Annotated in this window: 16 protein-coding genes and 1 pseudogene; 8 read left to right on the top strand and 9 right to left on the bottom strand. The window is 71.0% G+C overall.

What is annotated here, in order from left to right:
* Window positions 1-29 precede the first annotated feature (29 nt).
* The 5 genes and pseudogenes from M446_RS32300 to M446_RS37795 form a co-directional block, all read right to left on the bottom strand.
* Window positions 30-1,430, bottom strand: a complete 1,401-nt coding sequence (locus M446_RS32300; protein ID WP_012336297.1) for an HlyD family type I secretion periplasmic adaptor subunit — start codon at window positions 1,428-1,430, stop codon at window positions 30-32.
* Window positions 1,423-3,090, bottom strand: a complete 1,668-nt coding sequence (locus tag M446_RS32305; protein WP_265576481.1) for a type I secretion system permease/ATPase — start codon at window positions 3,088-3,090, stop codon at window positions 1,423-1,425. Before M446_RS32305 ends, M446_RS32300 begins: the two co-directional genes overlap by 8 nt.
* A 224-nt stretch (window positions 3,091-3,314) precedes the next feature.
* Window positions 3,315-3,701 (bottom strand): annotated as a pseudogene (locus M446_RS39345) (cysteine peptidase family C39 domain-containing protein); the annotation flags it as partial.
* A gap of 99 nt (window positions 3,702-3,800) precedes the next feature.
* A complete protein-coding gene (locus M446_RS38430) occupies window positions 3,801-6,167 on the bottom strand; it encodes a beta strand repeat-containing protein (protein ID WP_043701877.1) in 2,367 nt (788 codons plus the stop codon).
* A gap of 470 nt (window positions 6,168-6,637) precedes the next feature.
* Window positions 6,638-7,135, bottom strand: a complete 498-nt coding sequence (locus M446_RS37795; RefSeq protein ID WP_150108778.1) for a hypothetical protein — start codon at window positions 7,133-7,135, stop codon at window positions 6,638-6,640.
* Between the two features lie 657 nt (window positions 7,136-7,792).
* On the opposite strand from M446_RS37795, the gene rnr reads away from it, so the two are divergent.
* From rnr to rpmG, 6 genes are all read left to right on the top strand, one after another.
* Window positions 7,793-10,081, top strand: a complete 2,289-nt coding sequence (rnr, locus tag M446_RS32315; protein ID WP_012336299.1) for a ribonuclease R — start codon at window positions 7,793-7,795, stop codon at window positions 10,079-10,081.
* On the top strand, window positions 10,078-10,590 hold the full coding sequence (locus M446_RS32320) for a DUF983 domain-containing protein (RefSeq protein WP_012336300.1): 513 nt from the start codon (window positions 10,078-10,080) through the stop codon (window positions 10,588-10,590). Before rnr ends, M446_RS32320 begins: the two co-directional genes overlap by 4 nt.
* A complete protein-coding gene (locus M446_RS32325; protein ID WP_012336301.1) occupies window positions 10,526-11,281 on the top strand; it encodes an NUDIX hydrolase in 756 nt (251 codons plus the stop codon). Before M446_RS32320 ends, M446_RS32325 begins: the two co-directional genes overlap by 65 nt.
* Window positions 11,282-11,732: 451 nt before the next feature.
* Window positions 11,733-13,418: a methyl-accepting chemotaxis protein gene (locus M446_RS32330; RefSeq protein WP_012336302.1), complete on the top strand. Its 1,686-nt coding sequence runs from the start codon at window positions 11,733-11,735 to the stop codon at window positions 13,416-13,418.
* Window positions 13,419-13,523: 105 nt separating this feature from the next.
* Window positions 13,524-14,690, top strand: a complete 1,167-nt coding sequence (locus M446_RS32335; RefSeq protein WP_012336303.1) for an MFS transporter — start codon at window positions 13,524-13,526, stop codon at window positions 14,688-14,690.
* Between the two features lie 146 nt (window positions 14,691-14,836).
* Window positions 14,837-15,004 (top strand): 50S ribosomal protein L33, encoded by a 168-nt coding sequence (rpmG, locus tag M446_RS32340; protein ID WP_012336304.1) that lies wholly within the window; start codon window positions 14,837-14,839, stop codon window positions 15,002-15,004.
* A gap of 100 nt (window positions 15,005-15,104) precedes the next feature.
* Here the strand turns inward: rpmG and M446_RS32345 are convergent, their stop codons facing one another.
* The 3 genes from M446_RS32345 to M446_RS32355 all read right to left on the bottom strand — a co-directional run bounded on the left by M446_RS32345 (window position 15,105) and on the right by M446_RS32355 (window position 17,588).
* On the bottom strand, window positions 15,105-15,569 hold the full coding sequence (locus M446_RS32345) for a hypothetical protein (protein WP_012336305.1): 465 nt from the start codon (window positions 15,567-15,569) through the stop codon (window positions 15,105-15,107).
* 252 nt (window positions 15,570-15,821) lie between these two features.
* Window positions 15,822-17,195 (bottom strand): PleD family two-component system response regulator, encoded by a 1,374-nt coding sequence (locus M446_RS32350; protein ID WP_012336306.1) that lies wholly within the window; start codon window positions 17,193-17,195, stop codon window positions 15,822-15,824.
* A 12-nt stretch (window positions 17,196-17,207) separates the two neighbouring features.
* Window positions 17,208-17,588 carry a response regulator gene (locus M446_RS32355; protein WP_012336307.1) on the bottom strand — a complete coding sequence of 127 codons (381 nt, stop codon included), beginning with the start codon at window positions 17,586-17,588 and terminating at the stop codon, window positions 17,208-17,210.
* 80 nt (window positions 17,589-17,668) lie between these two features.
* Here M446_RS32355 and M446_RS32360 point away from each other — a divergent pair, with 80 nt between their 5' ends.
* A complete protein-coding gene (locus tag M446_RS32360) occupies window positions 17,669-18,049 on the top strand; it encodes a DUF3572 domain-containing protein (protein WP_012336308.1) in 381 nt (126 codons plus the stop codon).
* The gene (locus M446_RS32365) at window positions 18,046-19,353 is read left to right on the top strand and encodes a DNA polymerase IV (protein ID WP_012336309.1); all 1,308 of its coding nucleotides are present in this window, start codon (window positions 18,046-18,048) and stop codon (window positions 19,351-19,353) included. Before M446_RS32360 ends, M446_RS32365 begins: the two co-directional genes overlap by 4 nt.
* A gap of 153 nt (window positions 19,354-19,506) precedes the next feature.
* Here M446_RS32365 and M446_RS32370 read toward each other — a convergent pair whose 3' ends face one another.
* Entirely contained in the window at window positions 19,507-20,364 is an 858-nt protein-coding gene (locus tag M446_RS32370; protein ID WP_012336310.1) for a cell envelope integrity EipB family protein, read from the bottom strand.
* Window positions 20,365-20,656: the final 292 nt, after the last annotated feature.

Below are 20,656 nucleotides of genomic sequence, written 5' to 3' on the forward strand. Positions count from 1 at the left end.
GCGGCGGGCGAGGGGCGCGGTCGCCCGCGTCAGCGCTCGTGCCCGAATTCCTTCCAGCCGGCCAGGACCGGATCGACGAGGAACGCGATCACCCGGCGACGGCCGGTCATGATGTCGGCCTGGACCGCCATGCCGGAGCGCAGGGCGACGGCACCGCCCTCCGTCGGGACGCTCGCCCGGTCGAGGCTGACGCGCACCCGATAGGCGCTCTCCTCACCCGCGCCGCTCCCCCGCGGCTCCTCCCCCGGGCGCGTCGGCATCGCCCCGCCCTGCGCGCTCGCCTCGCGGCCCACGAGGCGCACCGTGCCCCCCACCGTCCCGTAGCGGGTGAACGGGAAGGCTTCGAGCTTCACCTCCGCCCGCTGACCCTCCCGCACGAAGCCCATCTCGCGATGGGCCACCGATGCCTCCACCTCCAGCGGCATGTCGTCCGGGACGAGGGTCAACAGGGTCTCGGCGGCGCTCACGACTCCGCCCAGCGTGTGCACTTTCAGGTCCTGGATCGTGCCGGACACGGGTGCCGTCAGGTGCCGCTCCGCTTCGCGCTCGCGCTCCTTGCGCAGGGTCTGGTCGGCCACCGCCACCTTCCGCAACGCCGTCACCCGCTGCTCCGCCGCCTCCTTCAGGAAATCCGCCCGCGCCTGTGCCAGCTTCTGCTCCAGCCCGGCGATCTCCGCCTGCAGCTGGCGGGCCTGCTCCGGCAGCGCGCGCGCGTCCGCGCGCTTGTCGATCAGGTCGACCTCGGCCTGAAGAAGGGTCAGCTTCGACGTGTTGCCCCGCGCGAACAGATCCTTCTGGGTCGCGAAGCGGTCCTCGGCGAGCGGCACGAGCTCCGCGTTCCGGCTCTCCTCCACCCGCTTCGACGCCAGCGCCGCCTGCTTGTCGGCGATCTCGCTGCGCAGCGCGCCCATGGTCGCGCGGTGCGCCGCCACCTGCAGGCGGAGCTGGACCTGCGTCGCCCCCTGCAGCGCCTCGTCCACCTCGGGCAGGCGCGGGATCACCGGATCCTCCGCCTCGCTCAGGAGGAGCCGCGCCGCCTCCGCGTCGAGCAGGGCCTGCATGCGCTCGGTGCGCGTCGCTTCGAGATCGGCGGAGACTTCCGTCGGGTCGAGGTCGATCAGCCTCTGGCCGGCCGCCACGTGGTCCCCCTCCGCGACGTGGATGCCCCTGACCACGCTCGTCTCCAGGGGCTGTACCACCTTCACCTCGCCCACCGGGACGAGGCGGCCGGGCGCGGTCGCGACGATCTCGATCTCGCTCCCGCAGGCCCAGGCGACCGTTCCCGCCACCAGCGCGATCAGCGTCCAGGCCGTCGCCCGCAGGGTCGGCGAGGGCGGCGTCTCCAGCAATTCGAGCTCGGCCGGCAGGAAGGCCCGGTCCAGGCTCCTGCCCCGGGGCGCCGCCGGGGCGAGCGCGGTCACCTCAGCCATGGCCGTTCGCCCCCCGGACCAGCGCCGCGTAGAGCCCGTCGGGAAGACCCGCGAGGTCCTGGTGCCGGCCCTCCTCGGCGATGAGGCCGCGGTCCATCACCAGGATCCGGTCGGCGCCCCGCACCGTCGAGAGGCGGTGGGCCACGATCACGACCGTGCGGCCTCGGCAGATCGCCCGCATGTTGGCCTGGATCGCCCGCTCCGACTCGTAGTCGAGCGCGCTCGTCGCCTCGTCCAGGATGAGGATGCGCGGGTTCGTCGCGAGCGCGCGGGCCAGGGCGATGCGCTGGCGCTGCCCGCCCGACAGGTTGGCGCCCCGCTCCTCCAGCACGGTGTCGTAGCCCTGCGGCAGGTCGAGGATGAAATCGTGCGCGCCGGCGAGGCGCGCCACCGCGATCACCCGCTCCAGCGGCAGGGACGGGTCGGCGAGCGCGATGTTCTCGCGCACGGAGCGGGCGAAGAGCACGTTCTCCTGCAGCACCACGCCGACCTGCCGGCGCAGCCAGGCCGGTTCGATCAGGGCGAGGTCGATCCCGTCCACCAGCACCTTGCCGCGCTCCGGGACGTGGAGCCGCTGGATCAGGCGGGTCAGCGTCGACTTGCCGGAGCCCGAGCGCCCGACCACGCCCACCACCTCGCCGGGCCGGATCGCGAGATCGATGCCGCGCAGGATCTCGGGGCCGTCCGGCCGATAGCGGAAGCGGACGCCCTCGAATCGGATCGCGCCCGCGAGCGCCGGCAGGTCGAGGCGGGGTGCGGCGAGCGCCGTCTCGGCGGGGGTGTTCAGGATGTCGCCGAGCCGCTCGACCGAGAGGCGGAACTGCTGGAAATCCTGCCAGAGCTGGGCGAGCCGCAGCACCGGCTGGTTGACCTGGCCGGCCAGCATGGTGAAGGCGACCAGTGCCCCGATCGAGAGGCCGCCCTCCATGACCGTCCGCGCGCCGAACCAGAGCACGGCGGCGGCGGTGAGCTTGGCCACGAGCTGGATCGCCTGGCTGCCGGCGGCGGCGAGCGCGACCACCCGGAACGAGGCGGCGATGTAGCCGGCCAAGCCCTCGTCGAAGCGGCGGCGCGCCTGCGGCTCGACCGCCATGGCCTTGAGGGTCTCGATGCCCGCGAGGGTCTCGACGAGGAAGGATTGCTGCGCCGCGCCGTAGCGGAACTTCGCGTCGACCCGCGCGCGCAGCAGGGGCGTGAGCGTCAGGCTCAGGCCGACATAGAGCGGCAGCCCGAGCGCCACGATCAGCGTGAGGGACGGGCTGTAGGCGAGCATCGCCGCCAGGAACAGGCCCGAGAAGACGAGGTCGACCGTCAGCGTCATGGCCGAGCTGGTCAGGAATTGGCGGATCGTCTCCAGCTCGCGTAGGCGGGCGACGGTCTGGCCGGTCGGCCGCGCTCCGAAATAGGCGATCGGGAGCGCCAGCAAGTGCCGGAAGACCTGCGTGCCGAGGAGGGAATCGAGCCGGCTGGTCGTGTGCGCGAACAGGATCGTGCGCAGGTAACCGAGCAGCGCCTCGCACGTGGTGACGGCGACCAGGGCCAGCACGAGGACGTCGAGGGTGGTGAGGCCCCTGTGGACCAGCACCTTGTCGACGACGACCTGGAAGAACAGGGGCGTGACGAGACCGAGGACCTGGAGGACGACGGAGATGACCAGCACCTCGCCGAAGAGCCCCTTGAAGCGGGCCGCGCTGGGCAGGAACCACGCGGGACCTGGAGGACGACGGAGATGACCAGCACCTCGCCGAAGAGCCCCTTGAAGCGGGCCGCGCTGGGCAGGAACCACGCGAGGCCGAACCGGCGTCCCTCGGTCCCGGGCGCGGCGTCGCGCGGGGTCAGGAGGATGAGGTCGCCGGTCCAGGCATCGGCCAGTTCCGCCTCGCCCCACACGCCGGGCGCCTGACCGGGCCGCTGGATCAGCGTGCGGCCGGGCTGGTGCCGGGCGAGGACGAAGAAGCGTCCCTCGCGGTCGCGGCCGATGGCCGGCAGGGGCAGCCTGAGCAGGCGGGCGGGCCCGACGCGCACGGCGCGGGCGCGAAAGCCGGCGCGGCGCGCGGCGAGCACCAGTTCGTCGCGCGAGAGCGGCTCACCCGGGCGCCCGTTCTCGTGGGCGATGCGGGCCCCGTCCACGGCGCGCTGGCACAGGGCGGCGATCAGGACGAGGGAGGCGACCCCGGTATCCAGGGCCTGCGGGGGCTCGGTGCCGTCGCCGGCGGGGCCGTGCGGGGGAGTGGCGGAGGGGTGCAAGGCAGGCTCGCGCGGGAGTGGCATGGGCCGTCGCGCCGGCGCGGCCGGGTGGGGCCGTCGCCTCGCACGGGGTGGCGCGGCCGGCCCTGCCGGAAGGCGGGCCGGCCGGTCGCGAGGCGCGGCTCAGGCCGCGAGGCGCATCGGCGGGTGCAGGGTGGGATCCACGGCCAGGGAAGGCGCCGGCGGCGGGACCGAGGCGGCCGGGCTCGTCGCGCCCGCTGCGCCCGCCCCGAAGCCCGCCATCGCGGCGGCCAGCCGCGACACGTGGCCGGCGAGGGAGGACGGGGACGCGTCCGCGGTGCCCTGAGACGAGACCTCCGGGGCGATGCGCAGGGCGACCCCCGCGAGGCTGCCGGCTTTGCCGTCGCGCCAGTGGAACTGGCTGTCGTCCAGGATCAGGTTGCCCTGGTCGACCCGGCGGTTCGGGGTGGCGTTGACGTCCAGCGAGGCGATGCCGAGGTCGGAGAGCGAGACGAGTTGGCCCTGTCCGGGATCGGCGTGGCCGGTCGGGTCGATCCAGACCTTCAGCTCGGCATAGGCCGGGTCGTGCGCGTCGACGCGTCCGTCGCCGTTGGCGTCGAGGCGGCGCAGGGCCATGAAGCTGGGGACGAGGTCGGCGTCCTGGGTCACGGCCTGCTTGCCCGGGGCGAGGTGGACGAGGTAGCCCTCGCCGGGAGTCCCCCAGCCGAGCGCGACCTTGCGGCCGTCGTCGCGCGCGTCGAATCGGGCGCCGGCCTGCGCGGCGGCGACGGTGCGCACGGGTTGGCCGCTCAGGTTGAGCACGATGGGATCGTCCCAGCCGCCGCCCTCGTCCCAGCCGCCGTCGTCCCCTTCGCCGTCCCATTCGCCGTTGTCGCCGGAGCCGCCGATGTAGCGCCCGTCCTCGAAGACGGAATCGTCGTCGCCCCAGAAGCGGTCGCCGTAGGTCGGTCCGTCGATCTCGATGTCGCCGTTGCTGATGTTGATGGTCTCGTTGTGGCCGGCGAAGGTGATGACGTTCTGACCCTGGACTCCGGTGATGGTGTCGAAGGAGCCGCGAACGCTGCCCCTGTCGGCCTGGGCGAAGTTGATGGTGCCGTCGTCGCCCGCGACGGTCTCACCGGCCTGGCCGGGGAGCATGTCGGTGGTGAAGCCGCCATCGGTGAGGGTGAGAGTCTGGTTGCTGTCGCAGAGGCCGACATAGCCTCCGCCGGACACCGTGGCCGAGGTGCCGTTGCCGCCGAGGTTGACGGTGTCGTTTCCGGTGTCGCCGGTGACGGTCTGGTTCTGTCCGTAGACGCCGGCATAGTCGCCCGCGTTGGGGTTGAGGTGGATGGCGTCGCCGTTGCCGCGGATGTTGGCGCTGGCATTCGCCCCGTAGCCGATCGTGGAGTTGCTGGCGGTGACGCTCTCGCCGGTGACGTTCGCGGCGGTCTGGGCGGTGGAGCCCCAATCGGCGAGGGTGAGGGTCTGGCTGCTGCCGCAGAGGCCGACATAGCCTCCGCCGTAAACCGTGGCGGAGGTGCCGTCGCCGCCGAGGTTGATGGAGTTGTTGCCGCTGTCTCCGGTGACAGTCTGGTTCTGGCCGAAGACGCCGGCGTAGTCGCCCGCGTTGGGGTCGAGGTGGATGCCGTCGCCGGCGCCGCGGATGTTGGCAGTGGCGTTGGCACCGAAATTGACGGTGGAGTTCGTCGCCGTGACGTCCTCGTCCGTCACGCCCGCGGCGGTCTGGGCGGTGGAGCCCCAATCGGCGAGGGTGAGGATCTGATGGCTGCCGCAGAGGCCGACATAGCCTCCGCCGGACACCGTGGCGGAGGTGCCGTCGCCGCCGAGGTTGATGGAGTTGTTGCCGCTGTCTCCGGTGACAGTCTGGTTCTGGCCGAAGACGCCGGCGTAGTCGCCCGCGTTGGGGTCGAGGTGGATGCCGTCGCCGTTGCCGCGGATGTTGGCGCTGGCATTCGCGCCCAGAGTGAGATCGGCTCCGCCGGCGGAGATGGTCTCGCCTGTGAAGCCTTCATAGACAGTGACGCGGTTTCCGGTGTTCTCGAAGGTGAGATACTGGTTGGAGCCGTAGAGGCCGACGCTGACATCTCCGTTGACAGTGGCAGAGGAGCCATTTCCATTGATATTGACGAGATTTGAGGCGTCGTCGTTGCCGATAGCCTCCCCGGTGCCCTGAATGCCGACAAAACTCCCGGAACCGAGGAAACCAATCGAGTCGTTGGATCCAGCGACATTCAAGCGCCCGCCTGATCCGATACTGAAGACATCCCTGTTGCCACAAATTGAACCAGAATAATTGTCAGTAATAGCTATCTTTGAATCATTGTCGCTCAGATTTAGATTCTTTCCACTCGCGACGTCGGTATAAGAACCGTCGGCGTTTTCTTCGAATGAGAGGGCATGATACATAATGCCGTTTTTTTTCAGTTCTTCAAGGAGGTCCTGTGTGGAGCGGTAATCAGCAAGATAATTTGGGTCGAGTAGATCCTTATCAATGGCGGGTGCCAAATAGATATCATCCTTAGCAGCTTGAGGTATGGAAAATCCGTCCGCTTTCAATATTGTTCCAATTACCGAATTACTATTGCGCACAAACCGAGAATAGCTCAAGTGTTCGCTTTCGATTTGGTCAAGTCTCGCGTAATACTGTTGTAGTATGCTTTTAACGTCATCAATATTTCCGTTAAACAGTGTATAACCTCGGTCGTCTCCATCAAACACGTGCGGGTTATAATCTCTGGTGCCGTTTTTGTACTCACCATGATCCGTTACAATGTATCAAAATACTCCTGGACCTGTGGGCGGACCTGTCCTCGCCGCCTCCGGGCCGCCGCGCGAGTACCCAATAACATGTCCATCGTCGTCGCGGTATACGATATATGCATGACTAGCGAGACCGACACCGTTGCCGGCACCAGCGCTCGACGATGTTGCTGCTTTGAAGTGAAGCTCAATGCTTGCCATATTATCGTCTCCGCTTAGAGTCCTGATCCGTTTACAAGAGCTACACCGATTCGAGTCAGATTAGTCTTTTCTCTATTAGAATATTCGAAATAAAATACAAGCTTGTCCTCATAACCGAATTTATTGCTATAACATTTGAGCGCTAAACCACTAACAAACGCTGCGTGATTGTATACAACAGTTGTCATGTTATTTACGAGTGCGCCAGTTACTCTATTGTCTCGACCAATCATATATAGCCTGTCATTAATATATTTTTCAAAATCGGCGATGCTGCCAGGCAAGTATATCGGTGCAAAGTACTCGCTGAAATCAAGATCGTACGGATTATATTTGCTATTATAAGTTTCTGCAATAGACATTATTGCCTGATCGAACAGTTTATCTTTGTCCGGATACGTAGTTGCTTTGATTGTTGTTGCAGCAGTGTAGCAGGAGAGAGCCTTCAGTAGTATGGTGACCGAATATGCTACGGTAAGAAATAGCAGAGCGCCGGTTAGAAACCGCTTCATGATTTGTGGCCCTCTGATCCGGTGATGCACTATCTACATAGACATCCTGTCTCTAGTCTATCTGGCATAAATCGTCTTCTCGATACGTTAGCTCTGATCGCCACGTTGTTGGCGCGCACGTATCGGCGTTCGCAACGAGGAACATAGATTTTCATCGTAATATGACGAAAGAAGAGCAATATCTGCTCTTTCAAGTCTACTGACTCACTCGTGTTTTACTTGAATTCATCGGCACAACGTCGAGCCGGCAACGCTTTACCCAGTTCAATCTATGTATTCCATGAGAGGTAAATCCCAAAGATCTGCGCTCTCCTCAACATCGCTAGATGACGTTAGGTCATTCCGACACTTGCGGTCAAGTGAACGGACGAACCAAAAGTGTTTCCAGAGTGTCTCTCTGCCGTGTCTGAACAACCGCTGCTTGGTCCGGGACGGCCATGACGCGGCCACGTCGATCCCTCCGACCCGCGCGACGTGGAGCGGGCGGTCTGCCTCACCCCGCCTCCGCCCGCGCCCATCGCGCCGCCCGGCGCGGTTGCCCGCGCGCGGCCGCGATCCCATATCGGACGAGAGGGTGAGACCCGCGCGGGGCCGGAGGGTGTCGCCGAGCCGGTCGTCGCTCGCCCGTCCCGCCGCCCCATTCCCCGGGTCTCCCCCTTGGCCAAACGCTCCTCCCCGCCCTCCGACCACGCCGCCCTGCCCTCCCGCGAGGCGGTGCTGGCCTTCATCGCGGAGGCGACCACCAAGGTCGGCAAGCGCGAGATCGCCAAGGCCTTCGGCCTCAAGGGCGCCGACAAGGTCGAACTCAAGCGGATGCTCGCCGAGCTGAAGGACGAGGGCGCGGTCGAGAAGGACCGGGCGGGCCTGCGCAAGGCCGGCCGCCTGCCGCCGGTCCTCGTCGCCGAAATCGACGCCCGCGACCGCGACGGCGAGCTCCTCGCCCGCCCCGCCCAGTGGGACCCGGAAGCCGGCCCGGCCCCGAAGATCCTCGTGATGGCGCCGCGCGGCCGGCGGACCGGCAGCCTGCCCGCGCCCGGGATCGGCGACCGGGCGCTCCTGCGCGTCGAGCCCGACCGCGAGGCGCCGGGCCGCTATCTCGGCCGCGTCGTCAAGGTGATCGGCCGCAACAAGGCGGAGATGCTCGGGATCTACCGCGCCCTGGAGAAGGGCGGCGGGCGCGTCCTCCCGGTCGAGAAGCGCGCCCAGGGCCGCGAGATCGAGATCCCGCCCGGCGAGGAGGGCGAGGCCCGCGACGGCGACCTCGTCAGCGTCGCCCTCACCCGCGACAGCCGCCTCGGCCTGCCCCGGGGGCGGGTCAAGGAGCGCCTCGGCGCCGTCGCCTCCGAGAAGGCCGTGAGCCTGATCGCCCTCCACGCCCACGGCATCCCGCACGTCTTCCCCCCCGCGGTGCTGGACGAGGCCGCGCGGGCGCGGCCGGCCGGGATGGAGGACCGCGAGGATTGGCGCGACGCCCCCCTCCTCACCATCGACCCGCCCGACGCCAAGGACCACGACGACGCCGTGATGGCGCTGCCCGACCCGGACCCCGCCAACGCGGGCGGCTTCGTGGTCACGGTCGCGATCGCGGACGTCGCCGCCTATGTCCGGCCCGGCAGCGCCCTCGACCGCGAGGCGCTGCTGCGCGGCAACTCGGTCTACTTCCCCGACCGGGTCGTGCCGATGCTGCCCGAGCGCATCTCGAACGACCTCTGCTCCCTGCGCCCCGGCGAGGACCGCCCGGCCCTCGCCATCCGCCTCGTCATCGGCGCGGACGGCCGCAAGAGGCGCCACAGCGTCCACCGGGTGATGATGCGCTCGGCCGCCAAGCTCGCCTACGCGCAGGCCCAGGCCGCGATCGACGGGCAGCCGGACGCCGTCACGCAGCCCCTCCTCGACCCCGTCCTGCGCCCGCTCTGGGCGGCCTACCGGGTGCTCGCCGCGGCCCGGGACGCCCGCGGCCCCCTCGCCCTCGACCTGCCCGAGCGCAAGGTCGTCCTCGACGCCGAGGGTCGGGTCGACCGGGTGGTGGTGCCCGAGCGCCTGGAGGCGCACCGCCTGATCGAGGAATTCATGATCCAGGCGAACGTCGCCGCCGCCGAGACCCTGGAGGAGAAGGCGCAGGCCCTGATCTACCGGGTCCACGACGAGCCCTCGCTCGACAAGATGCGGGCGCTCGGCGAGGTGCTGGCCTCGATCGGCATCAAGCTGCCGAAGGAGGGCGTGCTCCGGCCCTCCCTGTTCAACCGCATCCTCGGCATGGTCCAGGGCACCGAGCACCAGACCTTCCTGCACGAGGTGATCCTGCGCGCGCAGGCCCAGGCGGTCTACGCGCCGGAGAATGCCGGGCATTTCGGGCTCGCCCTGCGCCGCTACGCGCATTTCACCTCGCCGATCCGGCGCTACGCCGACCTCGTCGTCCACCGCGCCCTGATCCGGGCGCTGCGGCTCGGGCCGGACGGGCTGCCCGACATGGGCGCGGCCGAGCTCGCCGAGATCGGCCAGCAGATCTCCAACGCCGAGCGCCGGGCCATGGCGGCCGAGCGCGAGACCATCGACCGGCTCATCGCCCAGCACCTCGCGGACCGGGTCGGCGCCAGCTTCGCGGGCCAGATCTCGGGCGTGACCAAGTCGGGGCTGTTCGTGAAGCTCACCGAGACCGGGGCGGACGGCTTCGTGCCGGTCTCGACGCTCGGGGCCGACTATTTCCGCTACGAGGAGGGCCGCCACGCCCTGGTGGGCGAGCGCAGCGGCGAGACCTTCCGGCTCGGCGACCGCGTCACCGTGCGCCTGGTCGAGGCCGCGCCCGTGGCGGGCGCCCTGCGCTTCGACGTGGTATCGGAGGGGACGCGGTCGAGCCCGGCGCCGCGGCGCGGCGGCCCGCGCAAGGGCCGCCCGGCGGCCGAGCGCCGCGAGGGCCTCACCAAGCGGAGGGGGAAGCGGGCGTGATCGAGATCGACGGGCGGGACGCCCCCGCGCAGCCCCCAGCCGAGGTGCCCTGGCACCTCGCGATGCTGCGGGGCTTTCGCAACCGCTGCCCCCATTGCGGCGAGGGCCGCCTGTTCGGGCGCTTCCTGAAGGTGCGCGAGGCCTGCGAGGCCTGCGGCACCGAACTCCACCATCACCGGGCCGACGACCTGCCGCCCTACCTGGTGATCTTCATCGTCGGCCACGTGGTCGGGCTCGCCATCCTGGAGAGCCAGATGCGCCTCGACGAATTGCCGCTCTGGTTCGAGCTGACCTTCTGGCCCGCCGTGACCCTGATCATGGCGCTCGCCCTGCTGCAGCCCGTGAAGGGCGCGGTCGTCGGGCTGCAATACGCCCTTGGCATGCACGGCTTCTCCGCGATACGCCGCGCACGCACCGGGACCGGACAGGGCGGGGAGGCACGGGATGGCGCGCGCGACGGCGGGGACGATCGAGAGCGGGGCCGCGCCCCCGGCCTCCGCGGCGCCTGAGCGCAGACCCGCGCTGAGGCCGCGGAACGCCGCGACCCTGATCATCCTCGACCATGCCGGCCGGACCCCGAAGGTGCTGATGGGCCGCCGCCACGACGGCCACACCTTCATGCCGGGCAAGTACGTCTTCCCGGGCGGCCGCATCGAGCTCGCGGACCGGCACATGCCCGTCGCCGGCACCCTGAACGACCGCGCCGAGGCCGCGCTCGCGGCGCGCGTCTCCCGGCCGCCCCACCATCTCGGCCGGGCGCTCGCCCTCGCGGCGATCCGCGAGACCTACGAGGAGACCGGCCTGATGATCGGGACCCGGGATTACGGGCCGCCCGAGACCGCCCCCGACGGGCCATGGGCCGCCTTCCGCGAGGCCGGCGTGATGCCCGACCTGGAGGCCGTGCAGTTCATCGCCCGGGCCATCACGCCCCCCGCCCGGCCCAAGCGCTTCGACACCCGCTTCTTCGCGGTGACCCGCGACGCCGTCGCGGGCGAGACGCCAGGCATGGTCGGGCCGGAGGCGGAACTCACCGAACTCGCCTGGGTGAGCCTCGCCGAGGCGCGCCGGCTCGACCTCCCCCGCATCACCCACATCGTCCTCGACGAACTGGAAACCCGCCTCGCGGCCGGCTTCAGCCCCTTCCTGCCGGTGCCGTTCTTCCGCGAGATCCGCGGCCGGCACACCCGCGAGGAGATCTGATCCGGGATCGGCTCGATCGCAGCGGATCCCGGATCACCAGCCCGCGCGGCGCCTGAGCGACGCCGACATCCGCATGGCCGAAATGCGAGATGGCGAAGCCATCACCCGGATGGCGCATGAGCCGCCGCGCCCGCGGGCAAACGCCGGTCCGGCGGCGAAGATCGGGCGCGGCCGAGGGCCTAGATAAACTCGCCGAAACAAGTTCCGCCCGCGCTCACGTCGCGGTCAAGCGGATTAGGCCACCCGAGATCGGCCAATAGAACAGCATAACATATGTTTATCCGAGGTCTCTAAGTCGGGAAGATAGCCGTCAGAACTGTGATGTACTCACGGATTTCGACGAAAGCGGTGAGAAACAGGAAAGAACCGGATGTCAGAACGGCGGTGATCAGACGTGGGCGGCCGGGCGCAGCGGCGCGCACGTGCTTCGCCCGCCTGCGCCGGATCCGCCATGCGCCCCACGCTCAAGTCCATCCTGGTCGGCCTGTTCGCGCTGACCGCCGCGATCTCGGCCGTGCAGGGCACCATCGGCCTCGTCAAGCTCGCGACGATCCGCGCCGAGATCGACCAGATGGCGACGAACTGGCTGCCCTCGGTCGACCTCGTCCACCAGCTCAACACGGCCTCGCGGGAGTACCGCGTGCGGGTCTACCGGCTGATCGTCGCCTCGGACGGGCCGGCCGCCCTGGCGGAGAACAAGGCCGCCCTGGCGGCGGTGAGCGAGACGATCGGGCGGCTGCGCCGGAGCTACGAGCCCCTGATCTCGCCCGGCGCGGAGCGCGCCGCCTACGACGCCTACGCCTCCGTCTGGGAGAGGTACATCGCCGCGCAGGCGCCGCTCCTGGCGGCGGTGGAGGCCGGCCGCCGGGACGAGGCCCTCGCCCTGGTGGCGCGGCCCGGCATCGCCGAACTCGGCGGGGAGATCTCCCGGCAGCTCCAGTCCCTGGCGGAGTTCAACAAGCGGGAAGCGTCCGAGGGCGCCGAGACCGGGCGGCGCAGCGCCGAGGCCGCGACCGAGACCGCGTGGCTGGCGATGGCCGCCTCGCTGGTCACCTCGGTCGGCGCCATGCTGTTCGGGCTGTTCGGCATCTCCCGTCCGCTCGCCGCGACGGCCGGCGCCATGCGGCGGCTCGCGGAGGGCGACGCCGCGGCCCCGGTGCCGGGGCTCGGGCGCCGCGACGAGATCGGCGCGATGGCGGCGGCCCTGGAGGTGTTCAAGGCCAACCTCCTGCGCAGCCGCGACCTCGAGGCCCAGGCCGAGGCCGCCCGCGCCGAGACCGAGACCCGGCGCCGGGCCCTGCTGCGCGAGATGGCGGCGGGCTTCGAGCGGGCGGTCGGCGGCATCGTCGGCACGGTCTCGTCCGCCGCCACCGAGTTGCAGACGACCGCGCAGACCATGAGCGGCGTGGCGGGCGAGGCCGCGCAGCGGTCGCGGGGGGCGGCGAACGGCGCGGCGCAGGCCGCCGCCAATGTCGGGATGGTCGCCGCCGCCGCGGAGGAGCTCGGCACCTCCGTGCGCGAGATCGGCCGGCAGGTCGACGGCTCGGCGGAGCTCGCCCGGGCCGCGGCCGAGGAGGCCGTCGAGAGCGCCGCGCTCGTCGGACAGCTCAACGACGCGGCCGCGCGGATCGGCGACGTGGTCGGGCTCATCGCCTCGATCGCGAGCCAGACCAATCTCCTGGCGCTCAACGCGACGATCGAGGCGGCGCGGGCCGGCGAGGCGGGCCGCGGCTTCGCGGTGGTCGCCGCCGAGGTCAAGGAACTCGCCAACCAGACCGCCAAGGCGACGGGCGAGATCGGCGCCCAGATCGACCGCATGCGCGGCTCGACCGACCGGGCCGTGACGGCGATCGGGACCATCACCGGGCGCATCCAGGAGATGAGCGGCGTGGCGACCTGCATCGCCGCGGCGGTGGAGCAGCAGGCGGCGGCGACCCAGGAGATCGTCCGCAACGTGACCGAGGCCGCCGACGGCACCACGCAGGTGAACGGCCACATCGCGGGCGTCGCCTCCGCCACCGAGGAGACGGGCGCGGCCGCCGCGCAGGTGCTGGCCTCGGCCTCCGACCTCTCGCGCCAGGCCGAGCAGCTGCGGGCGGAGGTGGAGCGCTTCCTCTCCGGCGTCCGGGCCGCCTGACTTCGGCGGGCGCGCCCCTCGGGTGCGCCCGCCGCGGCCGCGCCCTGGCCCCGGCGGTCCCGACGCGCCATATCGGGGCGCCCGACGGCAGCCGGCAGGGACAGGATGGACGCGGTCACGACGGAGTTCGGCAGGAGCGAGGTCGCCTCGATCGGGGCGGCCATCACCTGTGTGGCGGTGGTGGGGATCGGCCTCAGCCTGTCGATCCCGCTCCTCTCCCTGGAGATGGAGCGGATGGGCGTCTCCAACACGATGATCGGCGTCAACACCGCCGTGGCCGGGGTGGCCAGCATCGCGGTGGTGCCCTTCGTGCCTCGGATCGCCGCCCGGCTCGGCGTCCTGCCGCTCCTGCTCGCGGCGATCGCGGTCGGGGCCGTCTCGCTCCTCGGCTTCAAGCTCCTGTTCGATCTCGCCTGGTGGTTCCCCCTGCGCTTCACCTTCTCGGCGGCGCTCGGGGTGCTGTTCGTGCTCTCGGAATTCTGGATCAACCAGGCGGCGCCGCCGGCCCGGCGGGGCCTCGTGATGGGCGTCTACGCGACGATCCTGGCCCTCGGCTTCGCGGTCGGCCCGGCGCTGCTCGGCCTCCTCGGCACCGCCGGCTGGCTCCCCTACCTCGCCGGGGCGACCCTGTTCGGGGCGGCCAGCATCCCGCTCCTCCTCGCCCGCGGCCTGTCGCCGGAGATCCCCCGCAAGGGCGGGCGGGGCTTCCTCGGCTACCTGCGGGTCGCGCCCTCCGCGACTCTCGCGGCCCTGGTCTACGGCGCCGTCGAGACCGGGGGCTTCGCCATCCTGCCGATCTACGGCCTGCGGCTCGGCCTCACGCCCGAGGCGGCGGCGGGCCTCGTGAGCCTCGCGGCCCTCGGCAACGTCCTGTTCCAGATCCCGGTCGGCCTGCTCTCGGACCATGTCGACCGGCGCAAGGTGCTGCTCGCGGCCGGCGCCGGCGGGGCGCTCGGCGCCCTGCTGCTCCCCGCCGGGGCGGGGCAGCCCTGGCTGCTCGGCACGATCCTGTTCGTCTGGGGCGGGATCGCCGGCACGCTCTACACGGTCGGGCTCGCCCATCTCGGTGCGCGCTTCGAGGGGGCGGCGCTCGCCGGGGCGAACGCGGCCTTCCTGGTGCTCTACAATGTCGGCCTCGTCCTCGGCCCGCCCCTCGTCGGCGGCGGCATGGACCTCGCCTCCCCGCACGGCTTCGCCTGGGCCCTGGCGGGGCTCTTCCTCGCCTACCTGGCGGTGGTCGGGGCCCGGGTGATCCGCCCCTCCCCGGCCTGACCGGTCCCGCCCGGCCTGACCGGTCCCGCCCGGCTTGACGCCGCCCACGCCTTCGGGCAGGAAGGCGGCGCGTTTCGGCCGGGGTCATCCCGGCCCTTTTGCGTTTCGGTCACCCGGACGCATCCCCAGCCCAACGAGGTCGCGTCATGGCCAAGGCCGTCACCGTCAAGATCAAGCTCGTCTCGACCGCCGACACCGGCTACTTCTACGTCACGAAGAAGAACTCGCGCACGCAGACCGACAAGCTGTCGTTCAAGAAGTACGACCCCGTGGCGCGCAAGCACGTCGAGTTCAAGGAAGCCAAGATCAAGTGAGCGGCGCGGCGGCCCGCGGCCGCCGGCCGGTTCTGCGGGCGGCCGAGGGCCGCCGGAAGGCCGCCCCCGGGGCGGCCTTCGTCGTCTCGGCCGAGTCGTCTCACCCCAGCAGGTACAGGAGCCCCGGCAGGGCCGCGACCCCGGCCGCGCAGCCATAGGCCAACCACAGGCCCGGGCGCTTGGCCGCGAGGCGGCGCAGGCGGCGGGCGGTGGCGGAGCCGGTGACGCTGCGGCCGTTCACGCAGGAGCAGAGCAGGTGGTGGGCCTCCCCGGTGCTCAGCTCGAAGAAGCGGCGCGCCTCCCCGAACGTGTCGCCCGCGAGCCCGCTCGCCCGCAGCACCGGGTCCGCGTAGGCGTAGGCGAGCGGGGAGTTGTCGGCCCGGATCGCCGCCCGCATCCGGCGCGGCACGAACTCGATCTCCTCGAGCGTGGTGAAGGCCCGGGTCGGTTCGCGGTCGAGGATCTCGGCCCAGCGTTCGAGCCGGGCGCGCCGGCCTTCGAGCAGGCCCGGGACCGGCTCGACGTCGGCGATGTCGCGGAGGTGACGGAGCGGCTGATGTTCCATGCTGAGCATCCTGTCGATGCGCGGCTCTTTTCTCGCGCGCTGCGATCGAAGCAGGATGCAACAGACTTCGCGACGATGCATTCGCGAAGATCGACGCCGATTTACGCGGTTTGACTGCCAAGGTTGGCGGATCATCGGCGCCAAGACATGGCCGAAATCAACGGCCTGCAGCCTGGCCGCGGGCCTGTCGGCCGAGCGCCGGGACCGCTCCCGGCTCGTTCTGCGTCATTCTGCCGCAGCTCTCGGCCGGGTTCAGGCCGCGGCCGCGACGACCCGGTTGCGCCCCTCCTGCTTGGCCCGGTAGAGCGCCACGTCGGCGCGCTTGAGGAGGTCGGCGGGGAGTGCGTCGTCCGGGTGGCGCACCGCCAGGCCGATCGAGACCGTGACGTCGATTCCCCGCGTGCCCCCGTGCACCAGGAAGGGCGTCGCCTCGATCCGTTCGCGGATGCGCTCGGCGACCTGGCCGGCGCCGTCGAGCCCGGTATCCGGGACCACGACGACGATCTCCTCGCCGCCGAAGCGGGCGACGATGTCGATGCCCCGGGTATGGGCGCGGATCCGGTCGGCGAACTGGCGCAGCACCTCGTCGCCCGCGTCGTGGCCGAAACTGTCGTTGATCGCCTTGAAGCGGTCGATGTCGAGGAGGAGCAGGGCGAGCGGCCGCCCGCGCAGGGAGGTCTCGCGGAACAGCCCGGCGAGGTGGCTGTCGAAGTAGCGGCGATTGTGCAGGCCGGTGAGCCCGTCCGTGACGGCGAGCTCCATCGAGGCCTGGACGGATTCGCGCAGGGAATGCGCGAAGCGCCGGCGCCGCACCTGGGTGCGCACCCGGGCGACGAGCTCGTTGCGGTCGATCGGGCGCACCAGGTAGTCGTGCACGCCGAGGTCGAGCCCGCGCATGATCCGGGCGCGGTCGCCCGCGTCGGCGAGCATCACCACCTGCATGCCGCGCGTCCGGTCGAGGGAGCGCAGCTGGCTGCACAGGCGCAGCCCGTCGAACCCGTCGAAGTCGAGGCTGACCAGCGCCACGTCGAAATTGCCCTCGGTCGCGGTCTCCAGCGCCCGGTGCGGATCGGCCACCACCTCGACGCAATGGGACTGGCTCAGCGCCGCGGCCATGCGCTCGGCCGAGGCGCGGCGGTCATCGGCGATCAGCAGGTGGGCGTTGAGCCCGGTCTCGGCGGCCGCCGCCGCGAGCGGGTCCGCGAAGCCGAGGTCCCGCGAGGCGAGTGCGCGGTTGCGCAGCTCGTCGGTCATCGCCTTCAGCCGCACGAGGCTGCGCACCCGCGCGAGCAGGGCCGTGTCGTCGATCGGCTTGGTCAGGAAATCGTCGGCCCCGGCGTCGAGGCCGCGCAGGCGGTCGCTCGGCTGGTCGAGGGCGGTCACCATCACCACCGGCAGATGCGCCGTGGTCGGCGTCGTCTTCAGCCGCCGGCACACCTCGAACCCGTCCATGCCCGGCATCATCACGTCGAGGAGGACGATGTCGCACAGGCCCTGCTCGCAGATCGCGATCGCGTCCGGCCCGTTCATGGCCGAGATCACGTCGAAATACTCCAGCGACAGCTTGGTCTCGAGGAGCTTGAGGTTCGGGAAGAGGTCGTCGACGATGAGCACGCGTGCCGACATGGAGGGGGGCCCTCAGCTCTGGCGCTCGTCGCCGAGATAGGTCCTGACGGTGGCGAGGAACTTCGCCACCGAAATGGGCTTCGACAGATAGGCCTCGCAGCCGCCCTCCCGGATGCGCTCCTCGTCCCCCTTCATGGCGAAGGCGGTGATCGCGATCACCGGAATGCTCTTGAGTTCGTCGTCCTCCTTGATCCACTTGGTGACCTCGAGTCCCGACACTTCCGGGAGCTGGATGTCCATGAGGATCAGGTCGGGGCGGTGCCGGCGCGCGAGCTCGATCGCCTCGATCCCGTTGGCGGTCTTCAGGGTCGCGTAGCCATGCGCCTCCAACAGGTCGTTGAAGAGCTTCATGTTGAGCTCGTTGTCCTCGACGATGAGCACGGTCTTCGTCATGGCTCACTGTCTCCGGCGCCGACGAGACGCATCCGAACCTCCGACGACGCCTGCCCGTCCCGTTTAAGCGGCACAAGTTGATGAAACGCAAATCGCCGAGTTTTACCAGAGGGAAGCCTCCCCAGCGAGGATTACCGAGTCGCAGCGAGGCCGAGGGGATCGCCGCCGCGGTCTTCGCCTTCGTGACGGCCGATCCGGGGCGCCTGATGCGCTTCATGGAGGGGGCGGGCCTGAGCCCGTCCGCCCTGCGGGAGGCGGCCGAATCGCCCGAGCTGATGCTCGGCCTCCTCGACCACGTGGTGTCGGACGAGGATCTCCTCCTCGCCTGCGCCCGGGCGGTCGGGGAGCCGCCCGAGCGGATCACGCTGGCGTGGCGCCGCCTCGGTCCCCCGGATCCGGATTCCTTCGGCGCGGATCCCTTCGGCGCGGATCCCTTCGACGCGGATCCCTTCGACGCATGAGCGCGGGCGCCCCGGCGCTCTGCCGCGACTGCGCCCGGCTCACCGGCGGGGGCGCCGCCCGCCCGGGCGGCCCGAGGCGCTGCGCCGCCTGCGGCTCGCCCCGCCTCGTCGCGCACCCCGAGCGCGACGCGCTCAGCATCGCGCACGTGGATTGCGACGCCTTCTACGCGGCGATCGAGAAGCGGGACGATCCCTCCCTGCGCGACCGCCCCGTCATCGTCGGCGGGGGGCGGCGCGGCGTGGTCGCGACCGCCTGCTACCTCGCCCGGACCCGCGGGGTGCACTCGGCCATGCCGATGTTCAAGGCCCTGCGGGCCTGCCCGGACGCCGTGGTGATCCGGCCCGACATGGAGAAGTACGCCCGGGTCGGGCGCGAGGTGCGGGCGATGATGCGCGCGCTCACCCCGCTCGTCGAGCCGGTCTCGATCGACGAGGCCTTCCTCGACCTCTCCGGCACCGAGCGCCTGCACGGGGCGAGCCCCGCCGTGACGCTGGCGCGCTTCGCGCGGGCCGTGGAGGCGCAGCTCGGCATCACGGTCTCGATCGGGCTCGCGCCGAACAAGTTCCTGGCCAAGATCGCCTCGGACCTGGAGAAGCCGCGCGGCTTCTCGGTGATCGGCCGGGAGGAGGCGCGGGCCTTCCTGGCGCCGCGGCCGGTCGGCATCCTGCCGGGGGTCGGGCAGGCGGCCGCCGGGCGGCTCGCCGAGATCGGGATCCGCCGCGTCGGCGACCTCGCGCGGGCGGATCCGGCCCGGCTCCGGGCCGCCCTCGGCCGCGACGCGGCCCGGCTCGCGCGCCTTGCCGGCGGCGAGGATCCGCGCCCGGTCGAGCCGCACCGCGCGGCCAAGAGCGTCTCGGGCGAGACCACCTTCGCGGAGGACCTGCGGGATTTCGCGGCCCTGCGCCCGATCCTGTGGCGGCTGTGCGAGACGGTGGCGCGGCGCCTCGTGCGGGCCGAGCTCGCGGCGGCGAGCGTGACCCTGAAGCTGAAGGATGCCGGGTTCCGCCTGCGCACCCGCACCCGGTCGGGCCTCGCGCCGACGCAGCTCGCCGAGCGCCTGTTCCGCCCCGCCGAGGCGATGCTGCGCGAGGCCTGCGACGGCACCGCCTACCGGCTGATCGGGGTCGGGGCCGGCGACCTCTGCGCCTCCCTCCACGCGGATCGCGGCGACCTCGCCGACCAGGGCGCGCGGCGCGAGGCGAGCCGGGCCGCGGCGGTCGACGCCCTGCGCGCCCGCTTCGGCGAGGCCGCGATCCAGCGCGGCCTCGCCTTCACGCCGGCGGACAAGGACGCGAAGGGGTGATCCGGGATCCGGTCGATCCAAGCGGATCCCGGATCACGCGCCCGCGCGGCGCCTGAGCGAAGCTCTCATCCGCCATCCCGAAGGGATCGATCGGATCTGGGATGAGACCCGACCGGCGCCCGCGGGGGCGGCTCGTCCGCCCGGGGGCACGGCTCAGGGCTTGCACTCCTTGCTCTCGCTGCCGAGGTCGATCCGCGACAGGTCGCCCTTGAGGGTGAAGTCCCCGTAATCGAGGCGCAGAGCCCCGCTCACCCCGTTCTCGTAGAGGTCGAAGGACAGCACGTAGATCGGCGTGCGCTCCCCCTCGCCGGTGGAGAAGTAGCTGAGCGTCACCGGCCAGCGCGGCATCGCCGCCATCGCCCCCTCCTGCAGCGGGGGCTCGGCCCGGGGCGCCCCGTCCTTGCCGGCCTCGGCGCTCGCCGGGACCGCCTTGCGCGGGCCGATCACCGCGAGCGTGTCGTAGATCTTGCGGCCGTCGTCGGACCCGTCGAACACCTTCACCGAGACGGTGTGCTCGCCCGCCTGCGCCGCCTCGATCAGGCGGCGCATGTGCGCGGCCGGGAACAGCACCTCGCCCGGCGCGCTCACCCGGGCCCGCTGCGGCTGCTTGAGGGTGACGGCGAGGCCCTTCTCGTCGCGCTCGGCATCGCCCGCCACCGCCGGCTGCTCGCTGCCGTTCAGGTCGGATTGCGTGCGGAAATGGAAGGCCTTGCCGTCGCCGCTCTCGAAGGTGTTGTTGCGCAGGTCCGAGGTGCGCGCGCCGCTCTCGGCGCTCTCCAGCACCGTCACCTGACGGTACTGGAGCGCCCAGCCCTTGCAGGGATCCCCGGAGAAATCGAAGACGATGCGCCCGCGCGCGCTCTCGACCGCGCGGGCGCCGGTGCTGCGCAGGAGCGAGAGGTCGTAGACCGCCCGGTGCGGGGCGAGGCGGATCCCCCCGGCCGGCTCCGCCGCGAGACCGGTGGGCAGGAGAACGACGAGCGGCAGCAGGGACGCGAGGAGTGTCCGCATGGAATTTCCCGTGTCGGGCACGCGCGGCCCGGGGCGGAACCATAGGTGCAGGGCGCCGCCCGGGCAACGCGACCTCTCGCACGGGATGCAGCGTGGCGCGGATGCCACTCTGTCCCGCTCGCCCTCGCCCGGGGCGGGCCCTCCGGGGCCGCCCGCGGAGTGCGCGGCGGCCGCCTCGGGGCGCCGGCGCGCGCCCGCCCCGGCGCGTGACAAGCTGTTGATACGCTGTGGATTTCCTGGCCTCGCCGCCCCCCCGGAGGGGACCCCGCCGGGCGCCTCTCCCCCCAGTCCG

This window comes from Methylobacterium sp. 4-46, from assembly GCF_000019365.1.
In the GTDB taxonomy this organism is placed as follows: domain Bacteria; phylum Pseudomonadota; class Alphaproteobacteria; order Rhizobiales; family Beijerinckiaceae; genus Methylobacterium.